Below are 25,487 nucleotides of genomic sequence, written 5' to 3' on the forward strand. Positions count from 1 at the left end.
AAAACTAGGTTGTCACTCCCAATGTAGGAAATTAACAACCTAGTTTTCACAATTTACATTTTATAGGAGCGAATTATTTAGCATTTGCTGCGTATTCTTCGTTACGTTTGATCATTTGTTTTCTATACCAAGCAAAGATACCTACATAGAATACAAGGAAGACTGCTGCACCAAGGATTGCTTTTATATCACCTGTTGTAGCATTACCGATTGCCCAACCAAATAGTTTTTCAATTGGTCCTTCAAGAGTTGAGTGAGTGATCAATTGAGTTTGGCTCACACCTTCTGGGAAGGCACCTACACCTTTAGCAAGTTCAGTTGCAAATGGAGCGATAAGAGTACCAGAAAGAAGGAAGAGAGGCAACAAGAGTGTTCCGAAGATAATCATACGGAGCAATTTACCACGTGTAACAACCAAGAGAGCTGGAGTCACACCCATAGCGATGATACCTGCAAGTGGCAAGATACCATTACCTACGTTTGAAAGAAGCACTGCTTCTACTAGCATGATTGGAGCAAGTACGTTAGCACAAGCCCAGATTTCAGCACGACCAGCGATGAAAGGCCAGTCAAGACCGATGTTGAATTTACGTCCTTGAAGACGTTTAGTAGCAACGTTTGTAATACCTTGTGAGAGTGGTTCTACGGCTGCGATGAACCATGATCCGATAAGTGAGAAGAGTTCCAAAGCTACACCGGCTGTCAAACCAAGAGACAACCAACCTTTAATAACAAGTTCCCATGAAGATGCATCTTCTACTCCAGCAACTGGGTGTGGAGTCCCCATCAAACCAATAACAATACCAAGGATGAAACCGATAAAGAATTTAGATCCCCAGAAACCGATTTTTTTGTTCAATTTTGCAGCGTCAAAGTCATATTTATCGAGACCAGGCAATACTTTATCAAAGATCTTATCCAAGACCATGATAACTGGGTTCATCATGTAGTTCATGTGAGTTGAAGTCATTGGTGATGAACTTGGTGCATTAAGAAGGTCGTCGAAAGTTGGTTTCATCAAATCAGAGTTGATGATTTTCAAAATACCTACAAGGACAACTGCTGCAGTTGCGATGAAGAGTGAAACCCCTTGGCTTACACCGTTGTTGTCTGCATACCATTTAATCAAAAGACCAGTGATTGACAAGTGCCAGATATCGAAGATATCGACGTCAAGTGTATCTGTTTTCTTCATTGCAAGCATCACAATGTTGACAATCAACATTACAAGCAAGAAGTAAAGTGTCCATGCAGAACCCCAAGTGATTGTTGCAAGTGGTGCCCAACCAACGTCGGTGATGTTCAATTGGATACCAGTGTTTTCAACGAATTTCGCAAGTGATGCTGAGAAAGCTCCGTTGAGCATACCGATGATAGCACCGATACCAGTAAGGGCGATAGCAAGCTTGATACCACCTTCAAGCGCTTTGGAGAATTTCACTCCAAAAAGTAGGGCCAAAACTGTCAAAATGATCAGCATGATGATAGGGCCACCCATAGCCAAGATAGGTTTGAAGATATCGTTGGCCAGATTGATAATGACATCCATAATAGTTCCTCCCGTTTTTTAGTTATATGAATGTTAACAAGATAAAGAATAAATTAGCTTAGTCCGTGTTCTTTGATAGCTGCTTCAATATTGTCAAATACTGGAGCGCTCATCGCTGGAATACGGAACAAGATTGGCCCAGCTTCAATTACTGGAATACCTGGTTCAAAACCAAGGTCAGTTGCAGCGATTGGAGTAAAGATATCGTAGCCCTTGATAAGGTCTTCGTTTACATCTTTCACCATAACTGCATCACAGTGAACATCATAACCACGGTTTGAAAGTTCTTCTTCTAGAGCACTTTTAATTTGGTGACTTGAGTTAACACCTGCACCGCAGGCAGCAAGAATTTTAATCATTTGGATTTCCTCCGATTTTATATTTTAATAGACAAGATTAAACGGTTGCTTCAGCAATGTAAGCATAAAGCTTTTCTGGTTCGAAAATTTTTGATAGATCTTCCAGATGGCCATTTCCTGTGAAAAAGTCCATCAACTGAGCCAGAATATTTGTTTGACTTGAACTTGAGTTGTTAATGATAAAGAAGAGTAGGGATACTTCTACTTCCTTATCAGGAGCTATCATATTGTGAAAAGTTACTGGTTTTTCTAATCGAACAACCACTACTTTCTCAGCTAGATTATGAACAATATCTGTATGAGGAATCGCTACATTTGGCAAGTCCTTTCCTAGAAATTCCATATCTAAACCAGTTGGAAATGACTTTTCACGTGTGATCAAGGCTTCACGATAAGTTGGAGTGACAATTTCTCGTTCTTCCAACAAGCTTGCTACCTGATCAAAGAGTTGTTCTTGATTATCCGCTTCTAAGCAAAACACCAGGTTTTTGTCAAAGAAATGATCTAATCCCATAACATTTTCCCTTCTTTCAATTATCTTTTATGTAATAAGTATAACACTATATGAAATCGTTGTCAATAATTTTTGTTTTATTTTGTTCATTTTTTTGTAATTTTTGTTTCATTTAAAGAATACAATCAATATCAAACATTCTTGTTATAAAATCCACAAAAAAAGAAGGCCCAAGCCTTCTTCTCTTTCCTTACTTAATAGTAGATAAAATCTCTTCTAACTTATGGTAATCTTTTACACTATCAATTTCATAGATGCTATTTCCTTCTAATTCTTCGACATAGACATCCAATTCTTTGATATTATCCTTAACCATGTTGTCCCAGTAGAGATTAACAAATTCACCACTTTCGTAAGCTTTGTCAATAAAGCCAACAATCTTCTCAGCAGTTGATGCATCCCAGAATGAAACTCCGCTCAGAATGCGACCAGCCTTGCTGTCAACAATAATGTCTTGAACCTTGTAGTCATCACCGTAAACCAAGAACCACTCGTTCGTACAGTCTTCACGATAAACGCTAAAATAGGTAGAACGTTTAAGATCGTTTCGAAACATATTTTTGAAAAGATAGTTATCTGCATCGATGACGTAGCTGTTAGCCAAATCTTCTTTTACTAGATAAAGTGAGTAAAAGTTATTGTAATCAGCATACTTGTCGTTAAAGACTAAACTAACACCATATTTTTCTTTTAGGTAGTCAAATTGTTCTTTGAGGTAACCGACAACGATGATAATCTCATCAATTCCTCTCTCTTTCAAAAACTCGATTTGGTATTCAACCAAGGGTTTTTGATTAACCTTAACCAAAGCTTTTGGGGTATTTTCAGTCATAGGGCGCAGACGAGTTCCTAAGCCCGCTGCTAAAATAATCGCTTTCACACGAATCTCCTTTATTCTTTAATAATAATATAAACACCAGCCATAACAATAAGTGAAGTGATGATTGTCAACATATCTAGCGGTGCACCCAAGAAAATAACTGCAAATAAGACAGTCCAGACTACATAGCTCACATTCAAACCTGTCGCTTTCGCAGGTTGCAAACGATTAATAGCGATATAATAAGCTAAGTAGGAAATCATATCAAAGGCCGCAAAGACAATCAAGAGGCCGAATAATTGTCCGTCTGCCACTTCTGCAAATGAATGGTGAGAAAAGAGCACAATCACAAGATAGGACAAGAATGAGGTTACTTGTCGAATTAACAAGGCTTCAATTTCACTTAAATCACTTTCCATAGCATAGGAGCTGAGAACACTTTCACTCCCCCAGGCAATGGCACAGATAAGGGCACAAAGAATCCCAATGTAAAACGAGTTAACTTGTTCAACCTTGTAGGTTTGAGCAATGATCGCTGCAATAATCAAGAAAACACCGAATACTGTATTCTTTGAAACCTTGTGTTTCAAAATGAAGAAGGCTAGTAAAACTGAAACTGCTGGGTAAATAGCCGATACAGATGAAGCTAGAGAACTACCAATATATTTAACCGCATAAAGATTGGCCTGCATACCAATAGGTCCTGCTAGTAAAGCACCGATAATTACACTCACATTTCGAATATTTAAGAAAATCGAAAGACGAACTTTTCTTTCTTTTACCAAAAGAAAAGCTAACAAGATAAAGATACTCAAGAAATCATGAGCAGCAGCCACCACAAAAGGTGAAAGATTTGTAAAAATTGAAAAGATATAAGCACTAATCGTTAGACCTAATCCCCAGAAAATTCCAGAGAGCAGACCAAAGGAAACACCATTTTTATTCTTCATCCTAACCTCCATAATAAGTCAAACCTTCGACAGCTCTTTGGTAACGGTTGATACCATAATCTCCAAAATCAGCCCCTTGAGCTTCTTTGTACACTGTCCACAAACTCCAGATAGTATCTTGCAAGATTTTATAGATACGAATTTTCTCACGTGATACAGGCGTTTTGTCACTTTCATAGTAGGAAAGGAAATCATCTTCCTCTTGCTTTGTAAATTCAGACTCTAAGAAAAGAGCTGCCAAATCCCACATTGGGTCATTCATAGAAGAGTATTCCCAGTCAATCAAATACAAACGATCTTGTGGTGACTCGATAAAGTTTTCTGGTACCAAATCGATATGACAGGACTTTCTATCAACACCCAAATCAGCCAATCTCTTTTCTAGTGAAAATACATCTTTTCTTACAGCTTCATAATTTTCATAAGGGATAGGTCCCTCAATCAACGATTCATATTTGCTGATTTCCTCAAAAGGAGCAAATTCTCCTCTTAATTCTTTCCCTGAAGCATGGATGGTTTGTAATATTGGTGCAATCTTTTCAAACTTGGACTTGATTGATGTTGAATCAAGAGTTACTGCCGATTCGATGTATTCATTTACTTTAATCCCTGACTCAATATCAAAGAGGTAGTTTTTGACATCTAAATCTAAATCCTCTAAAAGTTCAAGATTATACTTTTCATTTTGACGATTGATGAGTTTTTCAGTCCCTTTACCAAAAAATTTCACAATATACTGTTTGTTGGTTGTTTTAACCAAATAGTTCTGATTGGTCATGCCTCCCAGTTGTTCAACACTGAGTACTTCCTCTTCATCAGATAGTAAAGAAGAAATTTTTTCTTTGATGAGTTTCTCCACAATTAACCTCCATCTTCTACACTTCCCACTTAAATACTGTTTTGAAAGCAGTATTTAGGTCTGTAGCAAAGACACGGTGAATGTCCTTGATTTCTCTCACTGGTTCTTCAACATAAAGGATATTCTTCAGACGATTTGCAAACTTTTTAACTTCCATCATTTGAATGGCCTTCTCAAAATCGACGCGTCCTGAGCGAGATGAGCCTACTAATAACAATCCTTTTTCCAATGCATCTCGTGTATTGATATTAACCTTGTATTCACTCACTCCCATCATGAGAATCGTTCCCTGTGGACGAATATAGCGAATCAAGTCATTGATAGCTGGGCCTGTACCATCGCCACCGCAACACTCAAACCCATGATCAAAGGTCAAATCCTCTGGGATATTATCAGTAATATAGCACTCTTTTGCAAAAGAGAAGAGCTCTAGTTTTTCCCAATGGCGACCAAAGACGATAATCTCTGCTTCTGGCAAGGTATAATTGATAATATTTGCAACAACAAAGGCCAAACTACCATCTCCGATAACAGCAATGCGCTCTCGCTTACTATGACCAAGATGCAAGAAACGATCCATGGCATGCATACCAACACTCACAAACTCAGTAATGGCTGCAACTGTGTCCTCAATGTCATTATAAGACACAACACGATCTTTTGGAAGAGAGACAAATTCTCTCATAAAGCCATCATAACCACTTGATAGGAAGTAGGTTCCGGTCATGTAGTTCTCGTAGAACTCCTTGTCACTCTGCATAGGCGGTTGATTGGGAATCATAACTACCTTTTGACCGACTTCATAAGTCCCAGTCGGATCTGAAATAACAGTTCCACAAGACTCATGAATCATGGCCATAGGAAGTTTATTAGCCAATATCTTTGGATCACGCTTCCCTTGATAATAACGTTGATCTGCATGACAAACCGCCATATAATTTGGACGAATAAGGATATGATTCTCCTGATCAATGTCCTCTTCTTGGTATTTTACATTGATAAACTTTGGTTTGGTCAGTTGATAAATTTGATTAATCATAGCCTTAGTCTTTCTCAATCATGCTTTTCGCGATTTTCAGGTCTGTCACAGTTGTGACTTTAAGATTTGAATATTCCCCTTTAGCTAGGGCAACGTCTTTTCCTTTGATAACAAAAATCTTACATGCATCTGTCAGGATTTCCTTTTCTTGGTCAGATAGGGAACCATACAAATCCATGAAATCCTTGCAGCGGAATGTCTGAGGTGTTTGACCTTGATAGAGGTGAGCACGATTTGGAATATCAGTGATAAACTGACCATTAGTACTTTCAACAATGGTATCAACTGCTTCTACTACTGTGTCAACTGCATCATGATTTTGAGCCAGTTTGATATTGTCCTGAATCATGCGAAGTGTGATAAAAGGACGAACAGAGTCATGCGTAATCACGATATCTTCTGGAGTGATTGGACGGTAGGCATCAATAGCTTCTATAATCTTCTCGATACTGGTATTGCGATCAGCACCACCCTTTGTAATGATGATGCGATCCTTGTGAAGAGAAAGATACTTGTCAACCAAGTCCTCAGCATGAGATACCCAATCTCCATGAACTCCAACTACAATTTTTTCAATACTTGGTTCCAAAACAAATTTTTCAATTGTGTGGATCAAAATAGGACGATCACCCAACTCCAAGAATTGTTTTGGTAAATTACTGATTCCCATGCGTGTGCCAGTTCCTCCGGCTAGGATTCCTGCATAGATCATTTATATTCTCCTTTAGTTTATTCTAAAAAACTCATTATCATCTATTATATCACAATCTGCCTCCATCATGAAGAAAAGACAGTGAATCATTTAGTCTAATCAACACACCATTTAAGGTAAAAAGTGAACAATGTGTTACTAAATCCGGAAAGACCATAATAAATCAAGAAATAAAATTAGGTTATCCTCTATATTATCCATTCAACGTTCGGTTAATATAGAGTTCTTTAGAATATAATAGAAACCTTAAAGAAAGCTTAAATGAAATTATTTGTTTAGCAAAGAATACTAGGTGTGCATAGTAAATTTCTTAAAAGTTGTTTGAGAGACTCATTATAAAAGGTCATATATCTCATGAATTAAACAAATAATAGACTTTTGCCCCTAAAATTGATAAAATAAAAAGAAAAATAATAGAAAAAAGGAAACTGTAAACCGCCATGATGAACATGCAAAACATGATGCGCCAAGCACAAAAACTTCAAAAACAAATGGAACAGAGCCAAGCAGAACTCGCTGCCATGGAATTTGTTGGAAAATCAGCTCAGGACCTTGTCCAAGCAACCCTAACTGGAGACAAAAAAGTTGTCAGCATTGACTTCAACCCAGCAGTTGTAGATCCAGAAGATCTCGAAACCCTTTCTGACATGACTGCGCAAGCAATTAACGCTGCACTTGAACAAATTGATGAAACGACTAAGAAGAAACTAGGAGCTTTCGCTGGAAAATTGCCTTTCTAATCCACAAAAAAAGAGAAACAGATGTTTCTCTTTTTTTTTCTTAGAAATCAAAGAATTCCATTGCTTTCTTTAAGAGTAATTCCGTATATTCCGGATCGTCTTGAGTCATTGTGACTTGTGACTGGACCATTTCAAGATCATCAGTAATCATGCCATCTGCGCCGAGGCGAACGGCTTTATCAAATGCCTCCGAACCATTTACGGTCCAAACATAGAGTCTCTGATCAGTTGTCCAGAGTTTATTGACAAAGTATTCATCCAAAGTCGAGTACTCCATAGTGTAACCCGTTGCCTTGGTTCTTGGGAAGATACTGTTATAGGGAAGAATAAAGTAAACTGGAATTTCAGAATCATAAGTCAACACTTTATCAATCACATGGTAGTCTAGTGATTGCATCTGATGTCCATTTTTCTTGATAGTCGCCCCATACTTTTCAAGGAAATGGTCCATCATTTGCGGACTATCTTTTTTACTGGTTTTAATCTCAATCAGCAATTTTTGGTTTAAAGCATTTGCACGCTCTAAATAGGCATCAAAGCTTGAAATCTTTGTTTGATAACCATTCTCGTAAATATCTGTATTTGTTAATTCATCCAGAGTCAAATCTTGCGGTGTAGCATTAATACCTGTTAAATTTTTGAGGTTGGCATCGTGCATCATCACGAACTGACCGTCTTTCGTTTCCTGCACATCCATTTCGATGAGATCAGGTTTTAGTTGAGCTGTTTTTTCTAAAGACTGCACAGTATTTTGAACACCGTTTTTATTACTTACTCCTCTGTGCGAAATCACTAAAGGTGTATTGGTATCCGGAGATTCCAGATAAACGTAGCCTTCTATGGCAAAGAAGATGCTTGCACACCCCATGACACCCCATCTCATCAGATGATCTTTCTTTCGCCTTGGCATGATCTCCAACTCTTCTCCTGTCAGGAAGGAAACAAACTTCACTAAGAAGTAAGTCAGGGTCATGTAATGGAAATTTTTAATCAAGACAAAATTAATCACACCGAGAATCAAGGATTCTTTTTGAGTGAGATTATCCATCACTGCTTGCGCAAAAAGCAAAGGAATTAATAAACCAAAGAAGAAAAGATAGGTTTTAATGATAATGAGTAAGAGATGCCAAGAGTAGAAAAGGACATTTTTCTTTGTCTTTTTGAGACTATATTTCACACTTTCTCTTACCGTCTTTCTTTCAAAGAGAATCTTAGGAAGGGCAAACATAAATCGGACAGAGATGTAGAGAAAGATCCAAGCGGATGCTATGATCATCAGACCTACCAGCCAATGCTTACCTTCCCAATAATTCACAATAAAATCAGGAATAATAATCTTGTTGAGGTAGTAGATTTTTAAAATCTTACGGATGAACGGGAAAAGCAAAGCAATGTAAAAAAAGACAAAGGCCATCTTACAAAAGCTCAATCGCTTAACGAATAGAAAGCTCTGGTGAAATACTTTTCTACTATACTCAATTAAAGTTCTCTTTTCATGATAGAGAAGGTGACGCGCCCCAATGAATAAAAGACAAATCTGGAAATAGGCAACCAGGAGATTGATTGCAATTAAGATGAGAAAGGCTAAACTGATAAAAGGCGAGCCTTGTATAATCGCCCAAAAGTTATTGTAGGAGATAAACAAATAACCGGTTTGTCTCAGAAGAATGCCAGCAATCCACGAATTTAATGGTAGCCAGACAAACTCAACCATCATAAATATCAAGAAAAATAGAAATAAAATCTTATCTAGGTTATAGTATATCTTCCTAAAACCTAGCTTTTTAGGTTTTTCAGGTTTCATAAGCACTCCTAGTCTAAAAATTGGGATAAATCTAAGCCACCGAAAGGATTATTCATCGAAAAACTACTCTGATCTTCTATTAATAGCTTTCCTTCATCCGATTCCAAAAAAGCTTCGTAAACACGCGCCGTCATGCGGGCATCCTCTAAACTGTTATGAGACTTCCCGTGAAAGCCTAAAAAATTCGCTACAGTTTGCAATTTAAGATTGGCTATGCCGTGTAGATCAGAACTACGGCGTTCAAAAGCCTCCTCATATAGATCAACCTTATACTGGTCACGATAATCAATACCATGCTCCAAGAGAATAGGTAAATCACTCTTAGCTGCATTGTAACCAACGATAGGTATGTCGCCAACAAATGCCTGAAAGTCCTTTAAAACTTGTTCTACTTTTGGCGCATCTTTCAAGGTTTCAGCTGTGATTCCAGTCAAACCATTGATAAAACTCTTCAATGGGGCTGTAGTATGAACATAAGAGTCAAAAGCAGCACATTCTTGCCCATCTTGAAAATGGACTGCTGATACTTGAATTAAATGGGTAACCCCCTCGTGTTGGTTGAATTCCAAATCAAAGGCGATATAATCTCTTAATTTTTCCATTATTTACCTCAATTACTACCCAAACTAAACTATAAATAATAAAAGAAGCCATTAGGTTAGTGAGTAACCCAAACAGCTTCTTTATTTTCCTCCAAAAAGGCGAGCAAAAAAGCCTTTTTTGGTTGCTTGGACTTCTTCTTTTGCTTGGTCCAACTCGAGTTTCAAGGTTTCTTGATCCTTCATGGCTTGAAGAGTTAACTGTTGCTGTTGGTCCAACTGTTTGTCCTTTTCAGCAATCTGTCGGTCTTTGATTCGCATCTGTTCATCTTTTTCTGATAACTGGCGGTCTTTGGCCTTGAGCTGCTCGTACAAGCGAAGAATTTCAGCGTTTTTCTCATCGACCAAGATTTCCATCAGTTCACGTTGTTTGACATCATCACTGACTGGTTCATCTTCAAAAATCGTTTTTTTGTAGATTTCTTCTAGCTTGATCAAGCCACTTCGAGTAACTACAGTTACACCTTTGTCATTTTTTTTCGTGTCCTCTTCAGGAAGTTCTTTGACACGATTGTTGATTGCTTGACGAGATAGTCCTAAGACCTCTGCAATCTCACTGACGGTCATTTCAATACTCATAATATCCTCTGAAACGTTTTCTAGCTTTTCTTTATTTAAATCTTATCATAAGCTAGATAAACTGTCAAATTTCCGCTTAATCTAAGGCCTTTAAAAAGGCTAGTAATACTTGGGCAGAACGACGTCCAGCTTCGATAATAAATTCATCAAAAGAGATAGAGGCTTCGTGATTGGCATTGTCACTCATGGCACGAATGACTAGGAAAGGTAGGCCAAGAGCCTGAGCTGCTTGTGCAATAGCAGCCCCTTCCATTTCAACTGCTAACACATCTGGAAAGTGGGATTTGATACTAGCAATCTTATCATCTCCAGCTATAAAACTGTCCCCTGTAGCAATCAATCCTAGGTGCCAGTTCTGTTCTAATTTAGATAAATTCTCTTTAATCCTAGCGATAAAGTTCTTATCGGATTCAAAGTAAAGAGGTTGACCAGCCATTTGGCCATAAGCATAGCCAAAAGCAGTCACATCCACATCATGATAAGCCAACTTATCCGCAATCACTACATCTCCAACAGCAATCCCTTCAGCAAGAGCACCTGCTGATCCTGTATTGATGATAGCTTCTACCTGAAAATGGTCAGCTAGAATAGCTACACTCATAGTCGACATGACCTTTCCAATCCCACTCTGAACTAGAACGACTTCAGTATTGCCAACAGAGCCTGTGTAGTAGGTATTTCCCAAGACCTGAACTTCTTGAGGTTTGTACAAATTCTGAGTCAAATATACGAGTTCTTCTGGCATGGCAGCAATGATTCCAATTTTCATTTCAAGTCCTTTCAATTACAAGAGTTTCATCGCTAAAATCAACAAAATCAAAAGTAGGATGACTGCAAACAAGATACGATTGAGTTTCGAATTAAAAACATTTCTCTTAGTGTTCTCAATGCGGCGACTCTTATGAATTGTTGGTTCTACTTCGATTGTAAGTGTATCTTGACTAAAACCGTGGTCTCTAGAACGTGAATAACCAAAATGTTGTGAAGACGTTGGTAGGATCTTTGTTTCCTCGTCATCTTGAAGAGGTGGTCCTGAGATTTTCTCACCACGATTGGCACGTTCAATCATTTCGTCTGTTAATAAAGGTTTTCCCATGGGTTTCTCCTCTATTTCTTTTGTAGTTCCCAGTACTGAATCGCCATAATGGTCTTGGCATCACAGATATGACCTGACTGGATCAGGTTCTTGGCTTCCTCTAGACTTACTTCTAGGACTTCCAAGGTTTCATCATCATCTTGTGGGCGAGGATTTTCCACCTTGACCAAATCACTAGCGAGGTAGAGTTTTAGTTTTTCATTACAAAATCCAATCGCAGAATAAAAATCGTACAATAGTTCTAACTTAGCCGTGTAGGCAACTTCTTCTTCCAATTCACGAAGTGCCGCCGCCATTGGATCAGCATTTTCACCAAGTTCAAGTTTACCAGCAGGAATCTCATAAGAAACCGCCTCGATAGCCTTTCGGTATTGCTTAACGAGAACGATTTTGTCCTCAGCTGTCACAGCTAGTACACAAACAGCTCCATTGTGAAAAATCAAGTCACGTTGGGCAGTACCCTTTCCTTCTGGTAGTTCCACCTGGTCTTGTACTAGTTTGAAAATAGGACCTTGATAGATTTCCTTCCGACTAATCGTTTTTTCTTCAAATTCCATGACAAACTCCTACTGGTTCTTGGGATGATGAGGTAAGCGTGTTGCGTACTCATCTTTGTTGACTTGTCGTCCACGGCCGATAGCAATGGCATCAGCAGGAACATTCTTGGTAATGGTTGATCCCGCTCCAACCAGAGAATTATCCCCAAGTTCTACAGGAGCAATAATAGTTGAGTTTGATCCAACAAAGACATTATTGCCAATGACAGTTTTGTATTTATTTTTGCCATCGTAGTTGACTGTAATAGTTCCCGCACCAAAATTAACGTTGCTACCCACTTCACAGTTTCCTATATAGGTCAAATGACCCGCCTTGGTATTTTCACCGATTGAAGATCCTTTTACTTCAACAAAGTTTCCAATGTGAACTTGGGAAGCTAAGCTTGAACCTGGACGGATATGGGCATAGGGGCCAACAGTTACGCCATCTGCAACTGTACTTTCCTCAATCATGGAGTTGGTAATCACGGCTCCAGCTCCGATAGTGCTATCCACTACATAAGTACCGTTTGTCAAAACAGTCTCCGCACCAATCTTCGTTTGACCTTTCAAGGTAACGTTGGCTTCGATTTGGACCTCAGGAGCAATCTCAACATCAATGTCGATGTAAGCTGCTTCTGGATTGACAAAACTAACACCATTAACCATGTGCTTTTGATTGATACGGCGACGCATCACTGCTTCCGCAGTCGCAAGAGCTACACGGTCATTTACACCAAGACTTTCATCAAAATCCTTGAGAGTATAGGCCCCAACCTTCTCACCCGCATTACGGAAAATACCAATCACGTCAGTAATATAATACTCACCTTGGGCATTGTTGGTGTTGATATTTTTAAGAGCTTCAAAAAGACGTTCATTGTCAAATACATAAGTTCCTGTATTGATTTCCTTGATTTGTTTTTCAAAGTCTGTGGCATCTTTCTGCTCCACAATGCGAAGAACTTCTGCATTATCGTTACGGACAATCCGACCGTATCCAAAAGGATTTGTTGCTTCAGCTGTTAAAATCGTCGCCACATTTTTGTGATTAATATGGAAATCCAAGAGGTTTTTCAAGCTTTCACCTGTAATCAGAGGAGTATCTCCAGCGATAACCAATGTGTGGCCTGTACGATTTTGGAGAATAGGCTCTGCCATCATGACAGCATGCCCAGTTCCTAGTTGTTCTGATTGGGTAACAAAGTCTGTCTGACCGGCTAATACTTGCTCAACTAGCTCTGCCTTGTGACCAACTACAGTAACTGTTTTTTCAGGTTGAATAGCACCAACACTACGAAAAACATGTTCCAACATCGAAATTCCAGCTACTTTATGAAGTACCTTTGGAAGATCTGATTTCATGCGAGTACCTTTACCCGCTGCTAGAATAATGGCATAATTTGACATAATCTTCTCTTTTCTCTAGAAATTCCCTTATATTATACCATAATTTAGTTTCTTAGGAGTAAACAAACAGAGAAATAGGGAAAAGACGCCCATATATTCACTTTTTCCGATGTTTTCTTTGATTTTTTTATCTATTTACGTTAAACTAAATAGATATGAGAAAAAAGATTAATCCAGCTATTATTTTTACTTTATTTACTATATTTATAGCTATTTTGATCCTCAATAGACCAACTTATGAAGACCATCCCGTCAAGTCAAAACCAAATGCTGTCCAGGTTGAAAATCAGGCCTTGCATAATCTTGACAAACCTATTATTGATGTCTCTGGTTGGCAAAGACCTGAGGAAATCAACTACGATACCTTGTCTCAAAATATTTCAGGTGTTATTGTTCGCGTCCACAATGGGGCTCAACATACTGAAAAAAATGATGCCGCTTATGCCAATGGTATTGATAAAGCCTATAAAAGTCATATTACAGAATTTCAAAAGCGTAATGTCCCAGTTGGAGTCTATGCCTATCTAGCTAGCCCCAGCAAGGAAGAAATGGAAAAAGCCGCTGAAGTTTTCTACAATGCTGCTTCTCCTTACAACCCTAGTTACTATTGGTTAGACGTGGAAGAAAAAACAATGTCTGATATGAATGAAGGGGTTGAAGCCTTTCGTGCTAAACTGGAATCTTTAGGTGCTAAAAACATCGGCATCTATATTGGAGTTTACTTCATGCAAGAACACAGTATCAATACAGATAAGTTTACTGCTATTTGGATTCCTTCCTACGGGACAGACTCTGGTTACTTTGAAACAACACCCAATACCAGTTTAGACTACGACCTTCATCAGTATACTTCAAAAGGAAGAATTGCTGGATTTGAACATCATTTAGATATTAATCTCATTTCTACCTTGAAGGAAAAAGAAGAAACCTTTAGAAAACTATTTTTAAGACCATAAAACAAGTGAAAATTGCTCTCTTTTTCACTTGTTTTTTCATTTTTTTCTCGTCTGTGTTATAATTGATAGAATAGAGAAAGAATTTTATGAAATTGAGGATTTTATGATGTTTTCATGGATTGCAAGAGTTATTAAAGGAATCGTCATCGCCTTAGGATTTATCCTACCTGGAATTTCTGGTGGTGTTCTGGCAGCTATTTTGGGAATTTACGAGCGAATGATTTCTTTTCTGGCTCATCCCTTTAAGGATTTTAAAGAGAATGTCCTATACTTTATCCCAGTAGCAATCGGGATGTTGCTAGGCATTGGTTTGTTTTCTTATCCAATTGAGTATCTGCTAGAAAATTACCAAGTCTATGTTTTATGGAGTTTTGCTGGAGCTATCATCGGTACAGTTCCTAGCCTCCTTAAAGAATCTACTCGAGAATCTGATCGCGATAAGATTGACCTAGTCTGGTTCTGGACTACCTTTATCCTTTCAGGTGTCGGGCTCTACGCGCTAAACTTTGTTGTTGGTTCTCTCAGTGCTAGTTTCGCTAGTTTCATCTTAGCGGGTGCTCTTTTAGCGCTTGGTGTCTTGGTGCCTGGTTTAAGTCCGTCAAATCTACTCTTGATTTTAGGACTGTACGCTCCAATGCTCACTGGTTTTAAGACCTTTGATTTATTTGGTACTTTCCTTCCTATCGGAATTGGTGCAGGAGCAACTCTCATTATCTTTTCAAAATTGATGGACCATGCCTTAAACAACTATCACTCCCGTGTTTATCACTTTATCATCGGCATTGTTCTTTCAAGTACTCTTTTAATTTTGATTCCAAATGCTGGAAATGCTGAAAGTATCCAATACTCTGGACTTTCCATTGTGAGCTATGTTCTCGTTGCTTTCTTCTTTGCACTTGGTATCTGGCTTGGTATCTGGATGAGTCAGTTGGAGGATAAGTATAAATAATGGCAAAAAAAGTCAAGATTAAAAAAACCTTGGTCGAACAAATCTTGACCAAGTCAGGTATTGACCATACTGGTATTCAAATCAATGCGCTTGAAGGAGAACTTCCTCCTGAATACGACAGAAACCAAATCTTTAAAACCTTGGCTCTTTTGGGAGATAAAACAGGACCGATTATTGGAATGGTTCCCATAACAGAACACCTTGCCGAGAAAAAACTAGCAAAGGTTTCTGGCAATAAAAAAGTCAGCATGATTCCTCAAAAAGATCTGGAAAAAACGACAGGCTATATTCATGGGGCTAATAACCCCGTCGGCATTCGCCAAAAACACAATTATCCCATTTTTATTGATAAAAGAGCCTTGGATTTGGACCAAATGATTGTCTCTGCTGGAGAAGTCGGGCATAGTATCATCATACGCCCTCAAGACTTGGCCAGCTTTGTAAAAGCGGATTTTGCTGATATCTTGGAGGAAAATAAGTCGTGAAACTCTATTTTGTTCGTCATGGTCGCACCCTCTGGAATCTTGAAGGACGTTTTCAAGGTGCTAGTGGCGATTCGCCACTTCTTCCGGAATCCATTGACATCCTAAAACAACTGGGGCAGTATCTTAAGGAAATTCATTTTGATACGATTTATTCTAGTGATTTACCCAGAGCAGTCAAATCTGCTGAAATTATCCAAAGTCAACTCCAGTCTCCTTGTCCTTTAAAGAGCATTCCTGACCTACGTGAATGGCAACTTGGAAAACTAGAGGGATTAAAAATCGCTACGCTTAATGCCATCTACCCACAACAAATCAAGGCCTTTCGCTCCAATCTGGCTCAGTTTGATACGAAGATGTTTGAAGCCGAATCCCTCTACTCTACGACTCAGCGAACTATTCAGTTTATCAAATCTCTGAAAGGAAGTCCGGCTGAAAGAATTTTGATTGTCGGGCATGGGGCCAATCTCACTGCTAGCCTTCGTACACTTTTAGGTTATAAAGAGGCTCACCTCCGCAAAGATGGAGGCTTGGCCAATGCTAGTTTGACAATTTTGGACACTGAGGATTTTGAAACCTTCACTCTCGAAAGATGGAATGACACTTCCTATCAAAGAAAATAATGGAACTTGATCTTAATAGTCAAGTTCTTTTTAGTTTTCAAAGAATATCCGTGAATTTCTCTGCTATTTATGATAAAATGGGAGTATCGCAAAAAATGACTCATCGTATCAAATTTTGAGTAAAATTAGGAGGAACCCATGTCTACAGAACATATGGAAGAACTAAATGACCAGCAGATCGTTCGCCGTGAAAAAATGGCTGCGCTCCGTGAACAAGGAATCGATCCCTTCGGAAAACGTTTTGAACGTACTGCTAACTCTCAAGAACTAAAAGACAAATTTGCAGAACTTGATAAAGAACAATTACATGAATTAAATGAAACTGCTACTATTGCTGGACGCTTAGTAACCAAACGTGGAAAAGGGAAAGTCGGCTTTGCCCATCTTCAAGACCGAGAAGGTCAAATCCAAATCTACGTTCGTAAAGATGAAGTTGGTGAAGAAAACTATGAAATCTTCAAAAAAGCTGACCTTGGTGACTTCCTTGGTGTCGAAGGAGAAGTCATGCGTACTGATATGGGAGAGCTCTCTATCAAGGCCACACACATTACACACTTGTCTAAAGCACTTCGTCCGCTTCCAGAGAAATTCCACGGTTTGACAGACGTTGAAACAATTTATCGTAAACGTTACCTTGACTTGATTTCTAACCGTGAAAGCTTCGAACGTTTTGTTACTCGTTCAAAAATCATCTCTGAAATCCGTCGTTATCTAGATCAAAAAGGCTTCCTTGAAGTGGAAACACCTGTCCTTCACAACGAAGCTGGTGGTGCTGCTGCTCGTCCATTTATCACTCACCACAATGCCCAAAACATTGACATGGTGCTTCGCATCGCGACTGAGCTTCACTTGAAACGTCTTATCGTTGGTGGTATGGAACGTGTCTACGAGATTGGTCGTATCTTCCGTAACGAAGGAATGGATGCTACTCATAACCCTGAGTTTACTTCTATCGAAGTTTACCAAGCTTATGCTGACTTCCAAGACATCATGGACTTAACTGAAGGTATTATCCAACACGCTGCTAAGTCAGTTAAGGGTGATGGTCCAGTTAACTACCAAGGAACTGAAATCAAAATCAACGAACCATTTAAACGTGTTCACATGGTAGATGCTATCAAGGAAATTACTGGTGTAGACTTCTGGCAAGACATGACTTTCGAGGAAGCTAAAGCTATCGCTGCTGAGAAGAAAGTTCCAGTTGAGAAACACTACACTGAAGTTGGTCACATTATCAATGCCTTCTTTGAAGAGTTTGTTGAAGAAACCTTGATCCAACCAACCTTTGTCTATGGACATCCAGTAGCTGTATCTCCACTTGCTAAGAAAAATCCTGAAGACGAACGCTTTACAGACCGTTTCGAGCTCTTCATTATGACCAAGGAATACGGTAATGCCTTTACCGAGTTGAACGATCCAATCGACCAGCTTAGCCGTTTTGAAGCACAAGCAAAAGCTAAAGAACTTGGGGACGATGAAGCAACGGGTATCGACTACGACTACATCGAGGCTCTTGAATACGGTATGCCTCCAACAGGTGGTTTGGGTATCGGTATCGACCGTCTCTGCATGCTCCTCACTGATACAACTACTATCCGTGATGTATTGCTCTTCCCAACAATGAAATAATACTCTTCGAAAATCTCTTCAAACCACGTCAGCGTTGCCTTGCCGTAGATATATGTTCCTGACTTTGTCAATCTTATCTACAACCTCAAAACAGTGTTTTGAGCAGCCTGCGGCTAACTTCCTAGTTTGCTCTTTGATTTTCATTGAGTATAAACCCTTATCCTCTGGTACTTTCCAGAGGATTTTTCGATGCAAAAAGAGACTGAGAAAAAACTCAATCTCTTTTCTTATTCTTGATTTTTAACTTGACTGGTGGCTACATCTTCCCCAAACCATTTCTGGCTGATTTCCTGGAATTTTCCTTCTTGGTATAGTGATATAAAAGCCTGATTCAGAGCAGCTAGCAAAGTTTTATCAGCAGGTCTAACACCCACTGCAAATGCTTCACTTTCAAATCCAGCTGAAAAGACATTGTAGTCATTTAATATTCCTTCAGACTGGAGATAATAATTGGCATATACCCGGTCAATCACAAGGGCATCAATCCGATCATTTTTCAAATCAATCAAGGCTTCATTGAAACTTTGGTATTGATTGGCCTTCTGATCTTTCACTTGATTCTTGAGTAGTTCGGGTTGTCCTTCAAAATTCAAATAGCCAGAAGATCCTGCCTGGGCCCCTAAAACTTTGTCAGTCATATCCTGAATTGAGTGGATATTTTGAGACTTTTTAGAGACCAAAACTTGTTGATTTTCCATGTAAGGAATGGTAAAAGCAACCTTCTCTTTCCGTTCATCTGTAGCTGTATAGCCATTCCAGATGGCATCAATGGTACCATTTTGTAGTTCGGTTTCTTTCATATCCCAGTCGATGGGTTGAAATTTAATCTGAATTCCTAGCTTTTCAGAGACAGCTTGGGCTAGGTCAATATCAAAACCTGCATACTGGCCATTCTTTTCCTCAAATCCCATGGGAACAAAGGTATTGTCAAATCCAATGGTAATGCTTCCCTGTTTTTGATATTTGGCCCAATTATCCTGATTTGGATCACTTGCCTTCTGAGTACAAGCCGTCAGGAAGAAGCTAAAGAACAGAGCAAGTACAAGGGCAATTTTCTTTCTCTTCATAGGCACCTCCTAGTCCTACTTTGGATCAACCTTAAGGATCTGATCAGCAATGTTTTCCGCAAACTGAAGATCGTGGGTCACAACAATCTGGGTCATCCCACGCTCTTTATTTTGAAGGATAAGTTTTTCTACTTCTAATCGCAATTCTGGGTCTAAGGCTGATGTAGGCTCATCATATCCAATAATTTCTGGGTTTATCATCATGGCGCGTGCTAAGGCCACCCGTTGTTTTTGCCCACCTGAAAGTGAGAATGGAAAGGCATCTGCATGTCCAGCTAACCCAAGCTGTTCTAACAAACCACGCGCCCTCTTCTCAGCAACTTCCTTCTCCATGCTCATCGTTTTTATGGGCGACAAGGTTAAGTTATCTAGAACTGACAAATGCGGAAAGAGTTGAAAATCTTGGAAAACAAATCCCAGAAGATTGCGCTTTTCTAGTTCGTCTATAGCTAGCGATTCGCCGTTATAGTAGATTTCCCCCGAATCGATGGTTTCCAGTCCAGCTAGCATACGTAATAGGGTTGTCTTTCCGCCTCCTGATGGACCTACGATTGCAAGGATTTGCTTTTCAGGAATTGATAGGCTGAAATTGGTTAAGATTTGTTTGCCACCAAAGGCCTTGTTGATGTTTCGTAATTCTAACATAGCAATCCTCCTATCTGTAATAACTGTACTTCTTCTCAAGTTTTTTCGCTACAATGGTTACAAGACCAATCATAATCAAATAAATCGCTCCAGCTAAAAACATAGGAACAAGACTAGCATCTCGATTGGCTGCTGTCCGACTTGCCAAAATCAAATCTGAAATCCCAAGGGCATAAACCAATGAAGTATCCTTGACTAAACTCATGATTTCATTAAAGACGCTCGGTAAGACAATCTTTGTAACCTGAGGCAAAATAATATAGCGCACTGTGTCAAAAGGACTAAACTTCAAAACCTTAGCAGCCTCATATTGACCTTTAGGAATGGTTTCAATCCCACCACGAAAGATTTCAGCAAAGTAGGCTGCATAGTTCAATACAAAAGCGATCACAGCAGCAGGCAAACGATCTAAACGTATCCCAATGCTAGGGAGAACATAGTAAATAAAGATTAATTGCAAGAGCAAGGGAGTCCCTCGCATCACCCAAATATAAAGGTCAATCAGATAATGGAGGGGTTTCCAGCGGACTTGTAAAGCAAAGGCAACGACAATACCTAAAGGAATTGAAAAGATCAAGACCAGAGCAAAGACTTGAAGAGTCATACTTGCACCGTTCAATAAACTTGGTAATATCTCAAACATATAAGACATACTGCACCTCCTAAAAATTATTGTTCCTATTATAGCATAAATAAACAATTTAGCAAGGGTTTTTGTAAAAAAATTCTATAATTATTGAACTATACACCTTTATCTAAGAAATCAGAGCGAAATATCATCTTACAGAATTCGAAGAATTATAAGGATTCTAGACGAGAATATAGGTTTAACTTCTAATTCTGAGAGAACAATAATCAAAATATTTTTATCAAATATCTATAAAGATTTCAATGATATAGAACTCTATTTACTCTCATTCACTTCATACCTCTAGAGATATAAAAAAGAACCACTTTATAAGAATAGTATCATTTCTACTATCCATACAAGTGGCTCTTTGATGATGCCATAGCAAGGGCATCAAAATTTTTCAACTAGATTATTTAACTTTTTTGAAACGGAATAAGAGAATGGAACCAAATGCAAGTACTACTCCTACAACAGTAAGCAAGATAGTCATTTCAGATGTACCAGTATTTGGTAGTTCTTTATTTTCTTCTGGTTGTTTAGGTTTGTTATCTGAAGAACCCGGAGTCTCAGCAACATAAGTATTTATGATGGTTGGATTATTACCTGTAACTGTTGCTACAAGTTGACCTTGACCATTGTCTACAACTTTTACTGTTACTGTATAAGCATTTTTATCATAAGTTACACCAGTTTCATTACCAGCTTTTTCAGTGATCGTGTATGTGTGAATTCCTGCAGCAGTGTATTCAATCGCTGGGAAAGCAACTGTTCCGTCTGCAGCATTCTTAGCTGTAGCTACAAGTTTGTCGCCTTCTTTCAATTCAAATTCATATTTATCTGCCTCAAGAGTTTTACCATTTAGGACTTTTTTAGCAGTAATTGAAGTTGTTGCAGATTTAGCAGAATACGAATTTACAAAAACTTTATTGTCATATTTAACACTTGCAAACTTCTCACCATAAACATCTGTTACAGTAACTTCTGCGTTAATAGTCTTATCATCGTAAGCAAAACCTGGTTTTTGATCATTAACTTCTTTGATCTGATACTTATAAGTACCCACTGTAGAGAATTTAACGGCTTTAAATTTCACTTTGCCATCTTTATCATTCTTAACAGTTTCCACAACTGATCCGTTTGGATCAAGTAGTTGGAAGCTAAATTCTTCAGCAGCTAAGTCTTTTCCTTTTAACTGCTTAGAAACCTCAAATGAAACTTCTGTAGAACGTGAACCTGAACTAATACCTTCAGTTGTGGTTAATGGTGCAAAACCTTCTACATCAAAGTTTTCAGTCGAAGTCGTAATTTTAACGTTATTGAAAGCTTTCTTTGTTGTATTATCAACTGGAGCTGTGATACGAGTCTTATAAACTACATACAAACCTTGGTTGATTAGATCACCATTACCATTTGGAGTAATAGTGAAGCGATTAGAATCTTGAACAACAATGTGACTTGGATTCAAAAGAGGATGATGTTCATCCTTACCCCATTCAGTAAAGTAGTAACCTGTAATCTCACTAGCTAATACTTGCCCTTCAGGGATTGTATCTTGAATCGAAACGCCTTCATAAGGATTAGCATATTTGTTTACGCGAATATACCAATTAATATAATTTGGATCGTTCGTATCTTGAACTCCCCATTTAGTAAATCCTGTTGGATCCTCATCTGGAACAATACGAGTCAAATTGTATACTCCTGCTCCAGGAATGTCGATTGGATATGATTTATTGAGTTCAACATTATCAGCCCATACAACAGTAAATAAGGCCGAAATTTGTTTCTCTTCAGGTAAGTTAGCAAAATAATCTTCGTTAGTTACCGTTACAGTCGCTGTATTTACAGACTTATTTGTCGTTAACTCAGCAACTTTAGTGACTCCATCGTTACCAAAGATTTCAGTAGTTGAATCTGTTTCAATTTTGAATTCATTTGGAACTTTATAAACCATAAAGTCACCATTCTTCAACGTTGTTGAGTTGTCGAATTTGTAGGTGGTTTGAAGGTAAAATTTCCCTTCACCATACTCTGCACCGTCAACTAACTTATTATTGTTAATTGTCGGTACTGTCGTTAGCGTATAGCTACTAGATGGTAGTTCAGCAGCTTTAACCACATTGCTAGTTCTTAGTACTGGGATAAATACTGAAGCTACTAACAATAGCGCCATGAATGCATGAGAAAGTTTTTTATTAATCTTTTTCACAACATTTGCCTCCTTTATTTTTGGGGATAGATTCCCTTATTTATTATTATATATTCTTATATAAATTTGTCAAGTATTTCATAGTAGTTCGATGTTCAAATCATACCTTTAAACTCTTATTTTATAGGGTGTAGCAGGCTTTCATCGTTCAAAACTTCATCTAAATTGGCTATAAGAAATTCTAACATTTATATTATATTAGTAAAAAAGAAAAGACCTCTGAGGTCTTTCAAATCATTCATTTAAAGTCATTCGTTTCTGTTAATAAAATTTTACAAAAAATAGAAATCCTTAAAGTGTCTCTAATAGTTCTTGCATCTGAACATCATCTGGAACGAGTTTTAAATAAGCTTCAGCTTGCACTTTGGCTTCTTCAAAATACCCCAATTCACGTAGGAGATAAGTATACTGCTCCAGAAATTCAGGATTATCCTTGAGATCAAGCGATAGTTCCTGATAGAGCTCATAGGCCTTATCTAAATCCTCAATTTCCTGATAAGAACGGGCAATCATCCACTTGGTCAGGAGGTTTTCAGGTTCTTGACTTTGGAGAGCAATGATATCTTCGTACCGCTCTTGTTCCATATAAATGGTTGCAAGGCGAAGGAAAATTTCTTCTGTATCCTCTGCATCTTCTTTGGCAGTAAGGAGAAATTGCTCTGCACTACTAGGATCATGCAATTCATACGAAAACTGAGAAGCAGCCAGTAAGAGCCGAGTTTCAAATGGATTTTTCTCCAAACCTTGTTTAGCGATACGAAGGGCCTCTTCCACCTGATGTTCCTTATGCAAAGCTTGACTATAACCATATTCATATCCTTCAAAGTCAGGTGAAATGGTATCAATCTGCTTAAAGTAAAGAACAGATTTTTGATACTCTTCTTGGTCAAAGTAAAGACTAGCCAGTTCAAAGGCAGTTTGGTCATCGTATTCTAATTCTAAAGCTTTTTCTAAGAATTCAGTTGCAGCTTCAAACTTGCCTAACTGGGCATAAGCGTAGCCAATTCGTTGATAGGTTGAGACACCCGTTTGCTCATAGATGGAGCGATTGTCTAATTGAGCATAACCCTGAATAGCTTCCTGATAATTTCCTAACTCACTATCCAACTCAGCCAAACCAAAAACTAATAAGGGATCGTCTGAGTAGTTTAGGGCTTCCAGTAACTTTTCACGCGCTACATCTGTCAATCCTTCCAACTGATAGAGGTCAGCCTTCAAGGCCAAAGCCGACACGTACCAGTCACTTTCGGGTGTGATTTCCTCAAGGTAAGCAAAGGCTTCCTCAACATTGCCATCCTCACTAGCAATACTTGCTAAATTCAGATTCACTTCTGGAAATTCTGTAACGATTTTTTGGTAAATTTCTTTTGCTTGAGGATAAAAGCCAATTCCCTCTAGATAGCTTGCTAGTTCGTAAAGAACTTCACTTGAATCTGTTTCGAGGGCTTTGTGAAAATACTGATCCGCTTTGATTAAATCCTGTTCATCCAAAGCCTGGAGCATGTGTTGACTATTGTTCACTCTTGATTTCCTCCCCTTCTTCTTCATACAAACCGCTGACTTTTTTATACCAGTTAAAGATAGCTGAGATAACGACCTTGGCAGAAGCATAGACAGGAATTCCCAGCAAGACTCCCCAAATACCAAACATAGAACCTGAAGTTAGGAGAACAAATAGGACATTGATTGGATGGATGTTTAGCTGACTACCTAAAATAAGCGGAGAAACGAAGCGACCTTCAATCGTTTGTTCAACAATAAAGACAATAATCACTTTCAAAAGCATCACAGGTCCTGCTATCAAGCCCAAAACCAAAGCAGGCAACATGGCAAGAAAACTACCCAGGTAAGGTACTAGATTGAGGATACCAGCCGTGATCCCCAGAGTCACAGCATATCTGAGACCAATAATCTTAAAGAAGATAATAAACATAATTGCCACGATAATAGCAACTGTAACCTGCCCTCTAACATAGTTTGACAACTGTTTATTAACATCTGACAAAACTTGTCCGACAGGTTCTTTTAACTTGTTTGGGATAAACTTAGTCAAATAGTCTCGTAGACCTTTCCCATCTCTCAAAAGATAAAAGAGCATGAAGGGTACGATAATAACCGCAACAATGACCTGGGAAACGCTACTGATAAAGGCGCTAACCCAGTTAACAGCTTGAGAAGAGATTTTGCTGGCCCACATGGTCGCCTCACTAGAAACATTGGAAAGAACCTGCTCCAACTGTGGTCTAAAATCATCTGGCAAGCGTTTGGTTACAAGGTCATTGATCACCTTATCAGCATCTTCCAGGTATGTCGGCACATTCTTCGCAAAATTTAAGACTTGACGTTGCAGATTAGGAATTGCGACTGCCAGCCCCCAAATGATAAAGAGTCCAATAACAACAAAAACAATACTAATGGCAAGGACACGATTGATCTTGTGCTTCTCCATCCAGTCAACAATCGGATTGAGGAGGTAATAAAGTAAACCAGATAAAATAACTGGCAACATGACAACTCCTAGAAAATCCAAAACTGGTAAAAAAATAAAACTAATCTTACTTAGAATAAAAATGTTTAGCCCCAGTAACAAAGTTACTAAAAATACAGTGATGGCTTTATTATCTAAAAACCACTTAAAAAACCAAGATAGGCTAAAATGTTTCTCTTTATGTTCCATAAATACATCCTTTCTGTCATTCTCTCATTATACCATTTTTAGACTAAAATAAC

The 25,487-nt window shown here is 38.5% G+C and carries 27 protein-coding genes; 6 read left to right on the forward strand and 21 right to left on the reverse strand.

The features are described 5' to 3' along the window. Positions 1-73 precede the first annotated feature (73 nt). The 8 genes from M1F65_RS03130 to M1F65_RS03165 all read right to left on the reverse strand — a co-directional run bounded on the left by M1F65_RS03130 (position 74) and on the right by M1F65_RS03165 (position 6,802). Positions 74-1,549, reverse strand: coding sequence for a PTS galactitol transporter subunit IIC (locus M1F65_RS03130; RefSeq protein ID WP_049484387.1), 1,476 nt, complete (start codon positions 1,547-1,549; stop codon positions 74-76). 53 nt (positions 1,550-1,602) lie between these two features. After that, positions 1,603-1,908 (reverse strand): PTS sugar transporter subunit IIB, encoded by a 306-nt coding sequence (locus M1F65_RS03135; RefSeq protein WP_000590551.1) that lies wholly within the window; start codon positions 1,906-1,908, stop codon positions 1,603-1,605. A 37-nt stretch (positions 1,909-1,945) separates the two neighbouring features. After that, on the reverse strand, positions 1,946-2,422 hold the full coding sequence (locus tag M1F65_RS03140; RefSeq protein ID WP_247925467.1) for a PTS sugar transporter subunit IIA: 477 nt from the start codon (positions 2,420-2,422) through the stop codon (positions 1,946-1,948). A gap of 190 nt (positions 2,423-2,612) precedes the next feature. Further along, entirely contained in the window at positions 2,613-3,302 is a 690-nt protein-coding gene (locus M1F65_RS03145) for a sugar phosphate nucleotidyltransferase (RefSeq protein WP_247925469.1), read from the reverse strand. Positions 3,303-3,313: 11 nt separating this feature from the next. Continuing rightward, positions 3,314-4,192, reverse strand: coding sequence for a DMT family transporter (locus M1F65_RS03150; protein WP_000791842.1), 879 nt, complete (start codon positions 4,190-4,192; stop codon positions 3,314-3,316). Between the two features lies 1 nt (position 4,193). Then, the gene (locus M1F65_RS03155; RefSeq protein ID WP_247925470.1) at positions 4,194-5,051 is read right to left on the reverse strand and encodes a phosphotransferase; all 858 of its coding nucleotides are present in this window, start codon (positions 5,049-5,051) and stop codon (positions 4,194-4,196) included. A 16-nt stretch (positions 5,052-5,067) separates the two neighbouring features. Continuing rightward, positions 5,068-6,090, reverse strand: a complete 1,023-nt coding sequence (locus tag M1F65_RS03160) for a ribitol-5-phosphate dehydrogenase (protein WP_044020846.1) — start codon at positions 6,088-6,090, stop codon at positions 5,068-5,070. 4 nt (positions 6,091-6,094) lie between these two features. Further along, positions 6,095-6,802 (reverse strand): IspD/TarI family cytidylyltransferase, encoded by a 708-nt coding sequence (locus M1F65_RS03165; protein ID WP_009730094.1) that lies wholly within the window; start codon positions 6,800-6,802, stop codon positions 6,095-6,097. A 440-nt stretch (positions 6,803-7,242) separates the two neighbouring features. Here M1F65_RS03165 and M1F65_RS03170 point away from each other — a divergent pair, with 440 nt between their 5' ends. Next, positions 7,243-7,542 carry a YbaB/EbfC family nucleoid-associated protein gene (locus tag M1F65_RS03170; RefSeq protein WP_000981515.1) on the forward strand — a complete coding sequence of 100 codons (300 nt, stop codon included), beginning with the start codon at positions 7,243-7,245 and terminating at the stop codon, positions 7,540-7,542. A 40-nt stretch (positions 7,543-7,582) separates the two neighbouring features. Here the strand turns inward: M1F65_RS03170 and M1F65_RS03175 are convergent, their stop codons facing one another. The 7 genes from M1F65_RS03175 to glmU form a co-directional block, all read right to left on the reverse strand. After that, a complete protein-coding gene (locus M1F65_RS03175; protein ID WP_247925471.1) occupies positions 7,583-9,346 on the reverse strand; it encodes a glycerophosphoryl diester phosphodiesterase membrane domain-containing protein in 1,764 nt (587 codons plus the stop codon). 8 nt (positions 9,347-9,354) lie between these two features. Further along, positions 9,355-9,948: a 3'-5' exonuclease gene (locus tag M1F65_RS03180; protein ID WP_049518603.1), complete on the reverse strand. Its 594-nt coding sequence runs from the start codon at positions 9,946-9,948 to the stop codon at positions 9,355-9,357. Positions 9,949-10,029: 81 nt separating this feature from the next. After that, positions 10,030-10,524, reverse strand: coding sequence for a chromosome segregation protein RocS (gene rocS, locus M1F65_RS03185; RefSeq protein ID WP_000021252.1), 495 nt, complete (start codon positions 10,522-10,524; stop codon positions 10,030-10,032). Positions 10,525-10,600: 76 nt separating this feature from the next. Continuing rightward, entirely contained in the window at positions 10,601-11,293 is a 693-nt protein-coding gene (locus M1F65_RS03190) for a 5'-methylthioadenosine/adenosylhomocysteine nucleosidase (protein ID WP_247925472.1), read from the reverse strand. A gap of 15 nt (positions 11,294-11,308) precedes the next feature. Further along, a complete protein-coding gene (macP, locus tag M1F65_RS03195) occupies positions 11,309-11,620 on the reverse strand; it encodes a cell wall synthase accessory phosphoprotein MacP (RefSeq protein WP_000517872.1) in 312 nt (103 codons plus the stop codon). An 11-nt stretch (positions 11,621-11,631) separates the two neighbouring features. Next, positions 11,632-12,177 (reverse strand): NUDIX hydrolase, encoded by a 546-nt coding sequence (locus tag M1F65_RS03200; protein WP_000393795.1) that lies wholly within the window; start codon positions 12,175-12,177, stop codon positions 11,632-11,634. A 9-nt stretch (positions 12,178-12,186) separates the two neighbouring features. After that, positions 12,187-13,566 carry a bifunctional UDP-N-acetylglucosamine diphosphorylase/glucosamine-1-phosphate N-acetyltransferase GlmU gene (gene glmU, locus M1F65_RS03205; protein ID WP_049518602.1) on the reverse strand — a complete coding sequence of 460 codons (1,380 nt, stop codon included), beginning with the start codon at positions 13,564-13,566 and terminating at the stop codon, positions 12,187-12,189. 155 nt (positions 13,567-13,721) lie between these two features. On the opposite strand from glmU, the gene M1F65_RS03210 reads away from it, so the two are divergent. The 5 genes from M1F65_RS03210 to lysS all read left to right on the forward strand — a co-directional run bounded on the left by M1F65_RS03210 (position 13,722) and on the right by lysS (position 18,205). Beyond that, positions 13,722-14,522 (forward strand): glycoside hydrolase family 25 protein, encoded by an 801-nt coding sequence (locus M1F65_RS03210; RefSeq protein WP_033629841.1) that lies wholly within the window; start codon positions 13,722-13,724, stop codon positions 14,520-14,522. 106 nt (positions 14,523-14,628) lie between these two features. Then, positions 14,629-15,471: a DUF368 domain-containing protein gene (locus tag M1F65_RS03215; protein ID WP_247925694.1), complete on the forward strand. Its 843-nt coding sequence runs from the start codon at positions 14,629-14,631 to the stop codon at positions 15,469-15,471. Continuing rightward, a complete protein-coding gene (locus M1F65_RS03220) occupies positions 15,471-15,956 on the forward strand; it encodes an aminoacyl-tRNA deacylase (protein ID WP_247925473.1) in 486 nt (161 codons plus the stop codon). Before M1F65_RS03215 ends, M1F65_RS03220 begins: the two co-directional genes overlap by 1 nt. After that, positions 15,953-16,576, forward strand: a complete 624-nt coding sequence (locus tag M1F65_RS03225; RefSeq protein WP_247925474.1) for a histidine phosphatase family protein — start codon at positions 15,953-15,955, stop codon at positions 16,574-16,576. Before M1F65_RS03220 ends, M1F65_RS03225 begins: the two co-directional genes overlap by 4 nt. 138 nt (positions 16,577-16,714) lie before the next feature. Beyond that, on the forward strand, positions 16,715-18,205 hold the full coding sequence (lysS, locus tag M1F65_RS03230; RefSeq protein WP_000102442.1) for a lysine--tRNA ligase: 1,491 nt from the start codon (positions 16,715-16,717) through the stop codon (positions 18,203-18,205). Positions 18,206-18,432: 227 nt separating this feature from the next. Here lysS and M1F65_RS03235 read toward each other — a convergent pair whose 3' ends face one another. From M1F65_RS03235 to M1F65_RS03265, 6 genes are all read right to left on the reverse strand, one after another. Further along, a complete protein-coding gene (locus M1F65_RS03235) occupies positions 18,433-19,272 on the reverse strand; it encodes an amino acid ABC transporter substrate-binding protein (RefSeq protein WP_000823413.1) in 840 nt (279 codons plus the stop codon). A 15-nt stretch (positions 19,273-19,287) separates the two neighbouring features. Further along, complete coding sequence (locus tag M1F65_RS03240) at positions 19,288-19,917, reverse strand: amino acid ABC transporter ATP-binding protein (protein ID WP_049478011.1); 630 nt, start codon at positions 19,915-19,917, stop codon at positions 19,288-19,290. 10 nt (positions 19,918-19,927) lie between these two features. Beyond that, positions 19,928-20,569: an amino acid ABC transporter permease gene (locus M1F65_RS03245; protein WP_000121156.1), complete on the reverse strand. Its 642-nt coding sequence runs from the start codon at positions 20,567-20,569 to the stop codon at positions 19,928-19,930. Positions 20,570-20,957: 388 nt separating this feature from the next. Then, positions 20,958-22,757 (reverse strand): Spy0128 family protein, encoded by a 1,800-nt coding sequence (locus tag M1F65_RS03255; RefSeq protein ID WP_000723553.1) that lies wholly within the window; start codon positions 22,755-22,757, stop codon positions 20,958-20,960. A 291-nt stretch (positions 22,758-23,048) separates the two neighbouring features. Continuing rightward, on the reverse strand, positions 23,049-24,278 hold the full coding sequence (locus M1F65_RS03260) for a tetratricopeptide repeat protein (protein WP_001065926.1): 1,230 nt from the start codon (positions 24,276-24,278) through the stop codon (positions 23,049-23,051). After that, positions 24,268-25,434, reverse strand: a complete 1,167-nt coding sequence (locus M1F65_RS03265; RefSeq protein ID WP_000400296.1) for an AI-2E family transporter — start codon at positions 25,432-25,434, stop codon at positions 24,268-24,270. The genes M1F65_RS03260 and M1F65_RS03265 overlap by 11 nt, the downstream gene beginning before the upstream one ends. Positions 25,435-25,487: the final 53 nt, after the last annotated feature.

This window comes from Streptococcus oralis (assembly GCF_023109195.1).
GTDB lineage: Bacteria > Bacillota > Bacilli > Lactobacillales > Streptococcaceae > Streptococcus > Streptococcus oralis_BV.

Excerpts from the sequence above, each read along its gene's own strand:
- M1F65_RS03130 (WP_049484387.1), bottom strand. The coding sequence starts at position 1,549 with ATGGATGTCATTATCAATCTGGCCAACGATATCTTCAAACCTATCTTG.
- M1F65_RS03135 (WP_000590551.1), bottom strand. The coding sequence starts at position 1,908 with ATGATTAAAATTCTTGCTGCCTGCGGTGCAGGTGTTAACTCAAGTCAC.
- M1F65_RS03140 (WP_247925467.1), bottom strand. The coding sequence starts at position 2,422 with ATGGGATTAGATCATTTCTTTGACAAAAACCTGGTGTTTTGCTTAGAA.
- M1F65_RS03150 (WP_000791842.1), bottom strand. The coding sequence starts at position 4,192 with ATGAAGAATAAAAATGGTGTTTCCTTTGGTCTGCTCTCTGGAATTTTC.
- M1F65_RS03160 (WP_044020846.1), bottom strand. The coding sequence starts at position 6,090 with ATGATTAATCAAATTTATCAACTGACCAAACCAAAGTTTATCAATGTA.
- M1F65_RS03165 (WP_009730094.1), bottom strand. The coding sequence starts at position 6,802 with ATGATCTATGCAGGAATCCTAGCCGGAGGAACTGGCACACGCATGGGA.
- M1F65_RS03170 (WP_000981515.1), top strand. The coding sequence starts at position 7,243 with ATGATGAACATGCAAAACATGATGCGCCAAGCACAAAAACTTCAAAAA.
- M1F65_RS03175 (WP_247925471.1), bottom strand. The coding sequence starts at position 9,346 with ATGAAACCTGAAAAACCTAAAAAGCTAGGTTTTAGGAAGATATACTAT.
- M1F65_RS03180 (WP_049518603.1), bottom strand. The coding sequence starts at position 9,948 with ATGGAAAAATTAAGAGATTATATCGCCTTTGATTTGGAATTCAACCAA.
- rocS (WP_000021252.1), bottom strand. The coding sequence starts at position 10,524 with ATGAGTATTGAAATGACCGTCAGTGAGATTGCAGAGGTCTTAGGACTA.
- M1F65_RS03190 (WP_247925472.1), bottom strand. The coding sequence starts at position 11,293 with ATGAAAATTGGAATCATTGCTGCCATGCCAGAAGAACTCGTATATTTG.
- macP (WP_000517872.1), bottom strand. The coding sequence starts at position 11,620 with ATGGGAAAACCTTTATTAACAGACGAAATGATTGAACGTGCCAATCGT.
- M1F65_RS03200 (WP_000393795.1), bottom strand. The coding sequence starts at position 12,177 with ATGGAATTTGAAGAAAAAACGATTAGTCGGAAGGAAATCTATCAAGGT.
- glmU (WP_049518602.1), bottom strand. The coding sequence starts at position 13,566 with ATGTCAAATTATGCCATTATTCTAGCAGCGGGTAAAGGTACTCGCATG.
- M1F65_RS03210 (WP_033629841.1), top strand. The coding sequence starts at position 13,722 with ATGAGAAAAAAGATTAATCCAGCTATTATTTTTACTTTATTTACTATA.
- M1F65_RS03215 (WP_247925694.1), top strand. The coding sequence starts at position 14,629 with ATGTTTTCATGGATTGCAAGAGTTATTAAAGGAATCGTCATCGCCTTA.
- M1F65_RS03220 (WP_247925473.1), top strand. The coding sequence starts at position 15,471 with ATGGCAAAAAAAGTCAAGATTAAAAAAACCTTGGTCGAACAAATCTTG.
- lysS (WP_000102442.1), top strand. The coding sequence starts at position 16,715 with ATGTCTACAGAACATATGGAAGAACTAAATGACCAGCAGATCGTTCGC.
- M1F65_RS03235 (WP_000823413.1), bottom strand. The coding sequence starts at position 19,272 with ATGAAGAGAAAGAAAATTGCCCTTGTACTTGCTCTGTTCTTTAGCTTC.
- M1F65_RS03240 (WP_049478011.1), bottom strand. The coding sequence starts at position 19,917 with ATGTTAGAATTACGAAACATCAACAAGGCCTTTGGTGGCAAACAAATC.
- M1F65_RS03245 (WP_000121156.1), bottom strand. The coding sequence starts at position 20,569 with ATGTCTTATATGTTTGAGATATTACCAAGTTTATTGAACGGTGCAAGT.
- M1F65_RS03265 (WP_000400296.1), bottom strand. The coding sequence starts at position 25,434 with ATGGAACATAAAGAGAAACATTTTAGCCTATCTTGGTTTTTTAAGTGG.